Annotated in this window: 8 protein-coding genes; 5 read left to right on the top strand and 3 right to left on the bottom strand. The window is 59.9% G+C overall.

All coding sequences use genetic code 11. The annotated features are described in order from the left end of the window. The first annotated feature begins 11 nt into the window (after positions 1-11). On the top strand, positions 12-1217 hold the full coding sequence (carA, locus tag FHW77_RS06165; protein ID WP_004442887.1) for a glutamine-hydrolyzing carbamoyl-phosphate synthase small subunit: 1206 nt from the start codon (positions 12-14) through the stop codon (positions 1215-1217). A 37-nt stretch (positions 1218-1254) separates the two neighbouring features. Here carA and FHW77_RS06160 read toward each other — a convergent pair whose 3' ends face one another. Beyond that, entirely contained in the window at positions 1255-2652 is a 1398-nt protein-coding gene (locus tag FHW77_RS06160) for an MATE family efflux transporter (RefSeq protein ID WP_004442888.1), read from the bottom strand. Between the two features lie 330 nt (positions 2653-2982). Here FHW77_RS06160 and mcpU point away from each other — a divergent pair, with 330 nt between their 5' ends. Beyond that, complete coding sequence (mcpU, locus tag FHW77_RS06155) at positions 2983-5073, top strand: methyl-accepting chemotaxis protein McpU (protein ID WP_004442890.1); 2091 nt, start codon at positions 2983-2985, stop codon at positions 5071-5073. A gap of 287 nt (positions 5074-5360) precedes the next feature. Beyond that, positions 5361-5840 (top strand): DUF2938 domain-containing protein, encoded by a 480-nt coding sequence (locus FHW77_RS06150; protein WP_004442892.1) that lies wholly within the window; start codon positions 5361-5363, stop codon positions 5838-5840. A gap of 30 nt (positions 5841-5870) precedes the next feature. Here FHW77_RS06150 and ypfJ read toward each other — a convergent pair whose 3' ends face one another. Further along, positions 5871-6788, bottom strand: a complete 918-nt coding sequence (gene ypfJ, locus FHW77_RS06145; RefSeq protein WP_004442894.1) for a KPN_02809 family neutral zinc metallopeptidase — start codon at positions 6786-6788, stop codon at positions 5871-5873. 98 nt (positions 6789-6886) lie between these two features. Further along, positions 6887-7375: a DUF2306 domain-containing protein gene (locus FHW77_RS06140; protein WP_004442895.1), complete on the bottom strand. Its 489-nt coding sequence runs from the start codon at positions 7373-7375 to the stop codon at positions 6887-6889. Positions 7376-7422: 47 nt separating this feature from the next. On the opposite strand from FHW77_RS06140, the gene FHW77_RS06135 reads away from it, so the two are divergent. Further along, positions 7423-8286: a LytTR family DNA-binding domain-containing protein gene (locus FHW77_RS06135; protein WP_034498781.1), complete on the top strand. Its 864-nt coding sequence runs from the start codon at positions 7423-7425 to the stop codon at positions 8284-8286. 158 nt (positions 8287-8444) lie between these two features. Continuing rightward, on the top strand, positions 8445-11933 hold the full coding sequence (gene carB, locus FHW77_RS06130) for a carbamoyl-phosphate synthase large subunit (protein WP_044459628.1): 3489 nt from the start codon (positions 8445-8447) through the stop codon (positions 11931-11933). The last annotated feature ends 171 nt before the right edge of the window (positions 11934-12104 follow it).

The raw sequence follows: 12104 nt of genomic DNA, 5'->3' as shown, positions 1-12104 counted from the left end.
AACGGAACGAGATGACCGAGACAGCGCCCTGGACTACCCGCAAACCGACCGCAATGCTTGTTCTTGCCGATGGCACGGTGATTGAAGGAACAGGCATAGGCGCAACCGGCAAGGTTCAGGCCGAGGTCTGCTTCAACACGGCGCTGACGGGTTACGAGGAAATCCTCACCGACCCCTCCTATCTCGGCCAGATCGTTACCTTCACCTTCCCGCATATCGGCAATGTCGGCACCAATGAAGAAGATATCGAAGACCTGACGCCCGCCGCCCGGCGCGGCGCCGTCGGCGTCATCTTCAAGGCCGACATCACCGACCCCTCGAACTTCCGCGCGGTCAAGCATCTGGATGCATGGCTGAAGGCCCGCGGCGTCATCGGCCTCTGCGGCATAGACACCCGCGCCCTGACGGCATGGATCCGCGAAAACGGTGCCCCGAACGCGGTTATCGCCCATGATCCGAACGGCGTCTTCGACATCGAAGCGCTGAAGGCGGAAGCCAAGGCATGGAGCGGCCTCGTCGGCCTCGACCTCGCCATAGAAGCCACCTCCGGCCAGTCTTCCACCTGGGCTGAAACGCCGTGGGTCTGGAACAAGGGTTACGGCACGCTCGGCGAAGCCGATGCCAAGTATCACGTCGTCTGCGTCGATTTTGGCGTCAAGCGCAACATCCTGCGCCTGTTTGCCGGTCTCGATTGCAAGGTCACGGTCGTTCCGGCGCAGACCTCGGCCGAAGACATCCTGGCGCTGAAGCCGGATGGCGTGTTCCTGTCCAACGGCCCCGGAGACCCGGCTGCGACGGGCGAATATGCCGTTCCTGTCATCCAGAACCTCATCAAGACCGACCTGCCGATCTTCGGCATCTGCCTCGGCCACCAGATGCTCGGCCTTGCGGTTGGCGCAAAGACCGAAAAGATGCATCAGGGCCACCATGGCGCGAACCATCCGGTCAAGGACTTCACGACCGGCAAGGTGGAAATCGTTTCGATGAACCACGGCTTTGCGGTGGATACCAAGTCGCTGCCCGAGGGCGTCGAAGAGACCCACATCTCGCTGTTCGACGGTACCAATTGCGGCCTGCGCATCACCGGCAAGCCGGTCTTCTCCGTCCAGCACCACCCGGAAGCATCGCCGGGCCCGCAGGACAGCCACTATCTCTTCCGCCGCTTCGTCAACCTGCTGCGTGAAAAGAAGGGTGAGGCAGCGCTCGCCGAGCGCTGATACTTTTCCAATCCGGACGTTACATGCGGCCCGCTTCTCAGCGGGCCGTTTTCATTTCACGCTTCACAAGCAGCACGAAGCGGATGGTGAGAAGAACGGCGGCTGTCGAAAGACCGATCACAAAGCCGAACCAGACACCGCGCCCGCCGAAACCGAGCGGAAAAGCCATGGTCCAGGCAAGCGCCAGCCCAATCGGCCAATAGGAGATCAGCGCCAGCATCGCCGGTATGCGCGCATCCTTCAACCCGCGCAGCAGGCCTGCCGTCACGGCCTGAATGCCATCGACAAGCTGGAAGATGCCGGCAATCACCACCAGGCTGCTCGCATAAGCGAGCACTTCCGCAGCTTCCGGAAGTTTGGGATCAAGGAACCACTTCGCCAGAAATTCCGGCACCGCCGCAAACAGGATGCCACCGCACAGGGCGATGCCACAGGCGATGGCGTAAATCATGATCGAAGCGCGGATGAGGTTCTTGAAGTCCCCCTGGCCCCGCGCCACGCCGACGCGAACGGTCGCTGCCTGCGAAAGGCCGAGCGGGATCATGAAGGCGATGGAAGCGAGCTGCAGGGCAATGCCGTGCGCCGCGAGCTGTACCGTGCCGATCTGCCCCATCAGGATCGAGGCGGCGGCAAACAGGGTCACCTCGGCAAGAATGGTGATGCTGATCGGCAGGCCAAGACGCAGCACTTCAAAAAGCGCATGCCAGTCCGGCCGCCAGAAGCGCACGAACAGCTCGTATTTCTTCGTTTCCTCGCGCGTCTGCACATAAGCCACGATGAAGATGAAGCTGAAGGCGTTGACGATGACCGCAACCACGGCCGCGCCATTCATGCCCATGGCCGGCAGCCCGAAATGTCCGAAGACAAGAGCATAGGCGAGTATACCATTCATCACCAGCATGATGATGGTGGCATAAAGAATGATGCCTGCGCGGCCGATGGCGCTGACAAGGCCACGCAGCACATAAAACAGCAGCGCCGGCAGAAGGCCGAATTTGGCGATGGCGAGATAATGGCCGGTCAGTGCCGCTACGTTGGCGTTCTGCCCAAGCGCAACCAGAATGCGCTCTGCATTCATGAAGATCGGCAGCGCCAGCAGCCAATAGGCAATGGCCACCCACATGCCCATGCGCAAAGAGCGGCGCGCAGATGTCGCATCGCCCTGCCCGTAAGCCTGGGCCACCATGGGTACGACGGCAACGGAGAAGCCCGAGCCGAAAATGAAGACGACAAAGAAAAACTGCCCGGCCAGCACCATGGCCGCCAGCTTCTCTGCACCCAGCTGACCGACGATCACCATATCGGTGGTATGGATGCCAAGCTGCGCGAGCTGCGCGCCGATAAGCGGAATCCCGAGAACAAGCGTAGCCTTGAAATGCGAAAACCACGACCCCGATCCGGACGGAACGGTTCCTGCAACAACCGACGAAGACATTGTAATTCACCCGAACATTGGCCGTTGCCCGCGATTTGCGCAACGGCAGCACGAGGATGAATAAAATAATCGCTGTCTGCATGCAACCGGCAGCAGTGCATGGTTAAAAATTACGCAGTTCTGAAAAGGCTCGACAAATTCGCAATACGAGCCCTCACCAAACACAAGTTTAGTCGAATTTTACCATTCGCCTTTATCCATTAGAACATCGAATAGTTCTTCTAAAATCATAAGCTGCATGACGCAGAATATTCCCGCCTTCGAGGCATGTTTCCCCAACCATTGTTCAAGATGACCTTATCGGTGCATCGGGCTTCAAGGATCTGTAGCTTGCCAAAGAAAACCAATCTTATGACGCGCATTCTGGTTGCCGCGTCATCTCTTGTCGTCGCCGCCTTCGCGGGCTTCTCGTATTATATCGACAGCCTTCAGCATCGGGTCACCACCGAAGCGGTGGCGGAAAATATCGATTCTTCCGGCAAGCAGGCCGCCCAGAGCATCGCGAATTGGCTGAATGGCCGCATCATGCTGACGGAAACCGTGGCAAAGACGCTTGCCAAGCTTCCCGAGGACGGTGCGAAGCTGCAGTTCCTGGAGAATGAGGTGCTGACCGCGCAATTCATGTCCACATATTTTGGCAATGCGGAAACCGGCACCTTCACCACCTTCCCGAAGACACCGCTGCCGGAAGGCTACGACCCGCGCAAGCGCCCGTGGTACCTGGATGCGGTGAAAGCCGGCAAGACGGTGCTGACCGAGCCTTATAACGACGCCTCCACCGGCGGCCTCATCATCACGGCTGCCATTCCGGTCTCCGTCGACGGCAAGCTTACCGGTGTGACCGGCAGCGACTTCTCGCTCGACTCCCTGGTCAAGATGATCACGTCAGTGGATGCCGGCAAGGACGGTTACGCCTTCCTCGTCAGCAAGGATGGCAAGATTCTCATCCATCCCGATGCAAAATTCGTCGACAAGCCGCTGACCGATCTCTTCAAAGTCGATACGCCGGTGATTTCTTCTGCAATTTCCCAGACGGAAATCAACGGCAAGGGCAAAATCACCAGTTTCATTCCCGTTGCCGGCCTGCCTTCGGTCGACTGGTATCTTGGCTTTGTTGTTGATTCCGATGTTGCCTATGGCGCCATCGGGCAGTTCCGCATGGCCGCGACCATCGCCACCATTCTCGCCGCCACGATCATGATCGGCCTGCTGGCGACCGTGCTCTCCCGCTTCATCGTTCGCCCGGTAACGCAGATGACCTCCGCCATGGAAGGCCTGGCTGCCGGCAATCTCGAGGTCGCCATTCCTGGCCAGGAACGCACCGATCAGATCGGCTCCATGGCTGCGGCCGTTGCCGTGTTCCGCTCGAACGCCATGGAACGCCTGCGGCTCGAAGGGGACGCCGAACAGAACCGCACACTTTCCGAACAGGAGCGTAACGAGCGGGAACGACTGGCAGCAAAAGACGCGGCCGATATCCAGTTTGCAGTCGATTCACTGGCAAAGGGTCTTGCTCATCTCTCCAACGGCGATCTCAATTATCGTATCGATACGCCGTTTGTGTCCCGCATCGATCGCCTGCGCGACGACTTCAACAATTCAGTTGCGAAGTTGAATGCTGCGCTCAGCACCGTCGGACAGAACGCGCTTGCGATCGATGCCGGTGCCGGCGAAATTCGCCAGTCAGCCGACGATCTGGCGCGACGCACCGAACAGCAGGCAGCCTCCGTGGAAGAAACGGCGGCGGCGCTTGAGGAAATCACCACGACTGTCAAGGATTCCGCCCGCCGTGCGGAAGAAGTCGGCCGTCTGGTCGACCGCGCCCGCGGCAATGCCGAACAGTCCGGCGTCATCGTCGAAGATGCCGTGCGCGCCATGGAAGGCATCGAAAAATCATCTTCCGAGATCAGCAACATCATCGGCGTGATCGACGAGATCGCCTTCCAGACCAACCTGCTCGCGCTCAACGCCGGTGTTGAAGCCGCCCGCGCCGGCGAGGCCGGCAAGGGTTTTGCTGTCGTCGCCCAGGAAGTGCGCGAACTTGCCCAGCGTTCCGCCAATGCGGCAAAGGAGATCAAGACGCTGATCAACGCCTCCACCTCGCAGGTGCAGTCCGGCGTCGAACTCGTCGGCAATGCCGGCAAGGCGCTGGAAACCATCGTCCGCGAAGTGCAGGAGATCAACCGCCACATCGACGCGATCGTCACCGCATCGCGCGAACAGTCGACCGGCCTCCAGGAAATCAACACCGCCATCAACACCATCGATCAGGGCACGCAGCAGAATGCCGCCATGGTCGAGGAGCAGACGGCAGCAAGTCATGGCCTCGCCTCGGAAGCGGCGGCGCTGAATGAGTTGCTAGCGCAGTTCCAGCTCGCCACGGCTACGCGGCGGCAGGCGGAATATGGGCGGGCTGCTTAAGGGAGAATGGATATTGGCCGATCATTATAGCACCGGATCATGGCCAACCATCACCACGCTCGACGTCATCCTCGGGCTTGTCCCGAGGATCCAACCACGTCTCGTGTAAAACATACGTCGCAGATGCTCGGGACACGCCCGAGCATGACGGAGGTGAAATCTTACGCCTTTCTCACCTCATGGCCGGAGCGATCCGGCCATTTTTTTGTCCACCCTCCTAATAGTCGGTTCCCGCCATTCACACGATCCGCTAGAGCTTGATCGATCATGATCATGCGGAGGGATTCATGCTGGAACTGATTTGGCGCGGCATTGCCATGGGCATTGGCGGCACCGTGTTTATGGATATATGGGCAATCATACTGCACCGGTTCTTCGGCCAGTCCGCCCCGAACTGGGCGCCGGTCGGCCGCTGGTTCTGGCATGTGCCGAAAGGCAGGATATTTCACGACAGCATCGCCACAGCTGAACCCTACGAGCATGAACTGGCGCTCGGCTGGATTTCGCATTACGCCGTCGGGATTCTCTATGGTGTCATTCTTGCCCTGGTGGTCCCGCCCGCCTGGTTTGCAAACCCGTCCTTTATAGCGCCGTGGGTCGTCGGCATCATAACGGTGGGCGCAGGCTGGTTCCTGCTGCAGCCGGGTCTCGGCATTGGCTGGGCCGCATCGAAGACACCGAACCCAACGAAGGTTCGCGTCCTCAACCTCGTGGCCCATACCATCTTCGCCCTCGGCATGTATGTCGTGGCGCTCTTGATGAGCTAAACGAAAAGGGGGCTGAAAAGCCCCCTCTCCTCAGATATTAGCCGAGAAAGTATCGCAGTCCTCGACCCGGCCGCTCTGGAAGCCGCGCTTAAACCATTCCATGCGCTGCGCCGAGGTGCCGTGGTTGAAGCTATCGGGCACCACATAGCCTTGAGTCTGCTTCTGCAGCGTATCGTCGCCGATCTGGTGGGCGGCGTTCAGGGCTTCCTCAAGGTCGCCGGTCTCAAGAATGCCCTTCTGTTCGGTAAACTTGCCCCAGATGCCCGCATAACAATCCGCCTGAAGCTCCACACGCACCGACATCTTGTTGGCGTCCGTCTGGCTCATCGACTGACGGCGGCGGTTGAACTCAGGCAGAACGCCGGTCAGGTTCTGGATGTGGTGGCCGACCTCATGAGCAATCACGTAAGCCTGCGCGAAATCGCCAGCCGCGCCGAAACGCTGGTCCAGTTCCTTGAAGAAGCTGGTATCGAGATAGACCTTACGGTCGCCCGGGCAATAGAACGGACCGCTGGCAGCGGAAGCATAACCACAGGCGGAAGACACCTGCCCGGAGAACAGAACCAGCGTCGGCTTCTGATAGGTTTCGCCTGCCGACTGGAAAATGCCGCTCCACGTATCCTCGGTCTCGGCAAGAACGGTGCGGACGAAGGCGGTCGTCTCGTCGGACGATTGCCCCTGTGGTCGTGTGCCGGACTGCTGGGTCCCCGACTGCGTCGTACCGCCGCCATCCATCGACAGATCGCCGCCGGTCAGCAGCGTCAGCGGGTTGATGCCGAGCACCCAGCTGATCAACAGAATGACCAGAAGACCGCCAATCCCGATACCGCCGCCGCGACGCCCGATTGGCACGCGCATCCCGCCTCGGGAAAAAGGATCACTCGGCCCCGCCGACATGCCGCGCCGATCCTCAATATTGTCCGACTGGCGGCGCCCTCTCCATTCCATGCTATTCTCCCGGCGACTATCGCCTCAACAAGCTGCCTTATAACGGCACTATAATACATCTTGTTCCGGAAGAAAGCAGAGGCGGTCAGCGGAGTCTTTCATGCGGCTCTGCGTCTTTGTTTCAACACGGTCAGAAACAGGAAGGCAAAGACCAGAGCGCCGGCGGAAACGGCCACAAATCCCGCTCCGCCGCCACCGAAAGCAACCTTATTCATAAGGCGTCCGGGAACGAAGGTGAATCCTCCCGCAATAACGATGCCGCCCAGATAAACGCTCTGCATAATCCGCATATGGCGTCTGATATCGCCACGCCGGGCGAAGTAGATCGATTGCAGACAGCCATATATCGTGAAAGCGGAGAGGAGATGGATCGGGCTGAAACCGCAAAACATCCTCAATTCATGGATGAAGAAGGTTGAAATGGAAGTCGAAACCATCAGCATCACCCAGATCTTGCCGAGCAGCCGGTGGATGGCGGTTCCCTTGGGACGCAGGAAGATGAAGGCCCCGAGAATGGCTGCGGGCATGACGGTGGCGACATGGAATTGCACGGCAAGCGGTGCGTCTAACAGAGGCTGGAATGACATGGTTGCTGTTTCGGCTCGGTTGAAATCACCGGCAATTTCGGCGAAACATGCGGACAGGAAAAACGGATTGGCGCCATCAGCAGGAAAACTTCGTGGATCACCCGTATCTGCAATCCACGCTTCGTGAAATGCACGCCGTTCTGCAATCGCGCAGGCTGTGGCTGACATTCCTTGCGGTGCTGGCGATCTTCATCGTGACCGGGCCTTTCGGAACGAGCGAAACCATGAGCTTCGCCGACCGGTTGCTTTACTGGACAATCATTCAGGCCGGCGCCTGGATATTTGCCATATCCTTTTCCATCATCGCCAACAGCATCCTTGCCGGCCGCATCGAAAATATGCTGGCGCGCATGATGATCGGCTCGCTGACGGCCGCCTTGCCGATCGGGCTCTTGCTTACCATCACAAACGGGGTCTTTTCAGGCAGGGAAATGGGTTTCGGCCCCTTTTTGCAGAGCAGCCTGTCCTCCCTGCCTCTCTGCGCCATCTTCTGCCTGCTGAGTTATCTCACCGCCTGCCAGTCGTTCGAGACGACGGCCAATGCCTCTACGGTCAGAGACGAAGACATCAAACACGCTAAGGGCCTCGCACCGCTGCTGGAGCGGCTTCCACCGCAAAAGCGTGGCGAACTGCTGCGGCTCTCAGTACAGGACCATTATACCGAAATCGTCACCACGCGCGGGCGTCAACTCGTCCTGTTGCGTTTTGCCGATGCGCTGAAGGAGATTGGCGAGACGCGGGGCTTGCAGGTGCACCGCTCCCACTGGATTGCCGATACGAATGTCGTCGCGCTGCGTAAACAGACAGGCCGTCTGCTTCTCATGACAAGGGACGGCACAGAAATTCCCGTCAGCCGCTCCTATACCGCGGCGGTACAGGCCCGTTTTGCCGCGCTTGCCCCTGCCCGTTAAGAGTTTCTGTCGATTCCGGAATTTATGGGGTTCCGTTCTCAAAAACATTTGCCTATAAGCCGCTTCTAGCCTGAAAACATTTGAATTGCGCTCCCCGGCCGGTGATCTTCCACCCTGGCCGGTGTTTTGCGCAACCGAAAAGCGGAACGAGAGAGCCCATGCCGAAGCGCCAAGATATCAAGTCCATCCTCATCATCGGCGCGGGACCGATCGTTATCGGTCAGGCATGTGAATTCGATTACTCCGGCACGCAGGCCTGTAAGGCGCTGAAGGAAGAAGGTTACCGGGTCATTCTGGTCAACTCCAACCCGGCGACGATCATGACCGATCCGGGTCTCGCGGACGCCACCTACGTCGAGCCGATCACCCCTGAAGTCGTGGCCAAGATCATTGCAAAGGAGCGTCCCGACGCGCTGCTGCCGACCATGGGCGGCCAGACCGCGCTCAACACCGCGCTTTCTCTCAAGCGCATGGGCGTTCTCGACCGCTACAATGTCGAAATGATCGGCGCGAAGCCCGAAGCCATCGACATGGCTGAAGACCGGGCCCTCTTCCGCGAAGCCATGGCCCGCATCGGCCTTGAAACCCCGCGCTCGATGCTCGCCAACGCCACGGAAATCAAGGATGCAGACCGCAAGAAGCATGAAGCTGCGCGGGCGGAACTGAAGGGCAAGCTCTCCGGCCCCGAACTCGACAAGGCGCTGGACGACCTCGAAAACCAGTGGAACCTCGGCGAAACCGACCGCAAGCAGCGTTACATGGCCCACGCCATGGCCATTGCCGCCCAGGCCATCGATCATGTCGGCCTGCCCGCCATCATCCGCCCGTCGTTTACGCTGGGCGGCACGGGCGGCGGCATTGCCTATAACCGCTCGGAATTCTTCGACATCGTCTCCGGCGGCCTCGACGCCTCGCCGACGACGGAAGTTCTGGTCGAAGAATCGGTTCTGGGCTGGAAGGAGTATGAGATGGAAGTCGTCCGCGACACCGCGGACAACTGCATCATCATCTGCTCCATCGAAAACATCGATCCGATGGGCGTCCACACCGGTGACTCCATCACTGTTGCGCCAGCGTTGACGCTGACCGACAAGGAATACCAGATCATGCGCAACGCCTCGATTGCGGTGCTGCGTGAGATCGGCGTCGAGACCGGCGGCTCCAACGTGCAGTTCGCCGTCAACCCGAAGGACGGCCGCCTTGTCGTCATCGAAATGAACCCGCGCGTATCGCGCTCCTCTGCGCTGGCTTCCAAGGCAACCGGCTTCCCGATCGCCAAGATCGCCGCCAAACTGGCCATCGGCTACACGCTGGACGAACTCGAAAACGACATCACCGGCGGCGCCACCCCGGCATCGTTCGAACCGTCCATCGACTACGTCGTCACCAAGATCCCGCGTTTCGCCTTCGAGAAGTTCCCGGGCGCGTCGCCGATCCTCACCACCGCGATGAAGTCGGTCGGTGAAGTCATGGCCATCGGCCGCACCTTTGCGGAATCCCTGCAGAAGGCGCTGCGCGGTCTCGAAACCGGCCTTACCGGTCTCGATGAAATCGAAATTCCCGGTTACGAAGAGGGCGAAGGCTCCAAGAACGCGATCCGTGCTGCCATCGGCACGCCGACGCCGGATCGCCTGCGCATGGTCGCCCAGGCGCTTCGCATGGGCATGAGCGAAGAGGAAGTCCACGAGAACTCGAAGATCGACCCCTGGTTCATCGCCCAGTTCAAGGCCATCGTCGACACGGAAGCCCGCATCCGCGAGCATGGGTTGCCGCAGGATGCCGAGAACCTGCGCATGCTGAAGGCCATGGGCTTCTCCGATGCCCGCCTCGCCAGCCTGACCTCGAAGCGCCCGAAGGAAGTGGCCGAGCTGCGCAACAGCCTGAACGTCCGCCCGGTCTTCAAGCGCATCGACACCTGCGCCGCCGAATTCGCCTCGCCGACCGCCTACATGTATTCGACCTATGAAATACCCTTCGTCGGCGCAGCCCGCTCTGAAGCGCAGGTCTCCGACCGTAAGAAGGTCGTCATCCTCGGCGGCGGCCCGAACCGTATCGGCCAGGGCATCGAGTTCGATTATTGCTGCTGCCACGCCGCCTTCGCGCTGAAGGATGCCGGCTTTGAAGCGATCATGATCAACTGCAATCCGGAAACGGTGTCCACCGACTACGACACTTCCGACCGCCTCTATTTCGAGCCGCTGACGGCCGAAGACGTGATCGAAATCATGCGCGCCGAACAGGAAAAGGGTGAACTCGTCGGCGTCATCGTGCAGTTCGGTGGCCAGACACCGCTGAAGCTTGCAGAAGCGCTGGAAAAGAACGGTATCCCGATCCTCGGCACCGCGCCTGACATGATCGACCTTGCCGAAGACCGCGACCGCTTCCAGAAGCTCTTGATGAAGCTCGATCTCGCCCAGCCGAACAATGGCATCGCCTATTCGGTCGAGCAGGCCCGCCTTGTCGCTTCTGAAATCGGCTTCCCGCTGGTGGTTCGCCCGTCCTACGTTCTGGGTGGCCGCGCCATGCAGATCATCCATTCGGAAGGCCAGCTCCAGACCTACCTGCTCGACACGGTTCCGGGTCTCGTACCCGAGGACATCAAGCAGCGTTACCCGAACGACAAGACCGGCCAGATCAACACCCTGCTCGGCAAGAACCCGCTGCTGTTCGACAGCTACCTGACCAACGCCGTCGAAGTGGACGTCGACGCGCTGTGCGATGGCGAAAACGTCTTCGTATCCGGTATCATGGAGCACATCGAAGAGGCCGGCATCCACTCGGGCGACTCGGCCTGCTCGCTGCCTTCGCGTTCGCTCAGCAAGGAAACCCTCGACGAACTGGAGCGCCAGACGACGGCGCTTGCCAAGGCGCTCAAGGTCGGCGGCCTGATGAACGTTCAATACGCCATCAAGGACGGCACGATCTACGTTCTCGAAGTCAACCCGCGCGCCTCGCGTACCGTGCCTTTCGTCGCCAAGACCATCGGCGCGCCGATCGCCAAGATCGCCGCCCGCGTCATGGCGGGCGAGAGGCTCGATCCGGCGATTGCCGCTTACGGCGAGAAGCCTGATCCGCGTAACCTCACGCACATTGCCGTCAAGGAAGCCGTCTTCCCCTTCGCGCGCTTCCCCGGCGTCGACATTCTGCTCGGACCGGAAATGCGCTCGACCGGTGAAGTCATCGGCCTCGACACTGATTTCGCGCTCGCCTTCGCCAAGAGCCAGCTCGGCGCCGGTGTTGACCTGCCGCGCTCCGGCGCGGTCTTCGTCTCGGTCCGTGATGAGGACAAGGAAGGCGTTCTGCCCGCCATCCGCATTCTCGTGGAAAGCGGCTTCAGAGTGCTGGCCACCGGCGGCACCCAGCGTTTCCTTGCCGAAAAAGGCATCAACGCCGAAAAGATCAACAAGGTGCAGGAAGGCCGTCCGCATATCGAGGACGCAATCCGCAACCGTCAGGTCCAGCTCGTCATCAACACCACCGACAGCAACAAGGCGATTTCAGACAGCAAGTCTCTGCGCCGCGCAACGTTGATGCAGAAGGTGCCCTATTACACAACGATGGCAGGTGCCGAAGCAGCCGCCCTCGCCATCAAGGCGCTGAAGGCCGGCAATCTGGAAGTGAAGCCGCTGCAGAGCTACTTCAACTAAGAGATCAGCAAGAAAGCCTGACGAACTGAATGAACGCCGGAACGCCGCGAACCACCGGGTTGGCGGCGTTTCTCATTGCGTAATACACCTGCAATCCAACGCCGGTATCAAAAAAACATCATTTCCACCCGCAGGCCGATGACGATTTTTCCCTGTCCCGAGAATTCTCCG

The organism is Agrobacterium sp. RC10-4-1 (genome assembly GCF_014138475.1).
GTDB classification, from domain to species: Bacteria; Pseudomonadota; Alphaproteobacteria; order Rhizobiales; family Rhizobiaceae; genus Agrobacterium; species Agrobacterium pusense.
The sequence above is the reverse complement of the archived record's forward strand: the minus strand, read 5'-3'. Positions and strand labels throughout refer to the sequence as shown.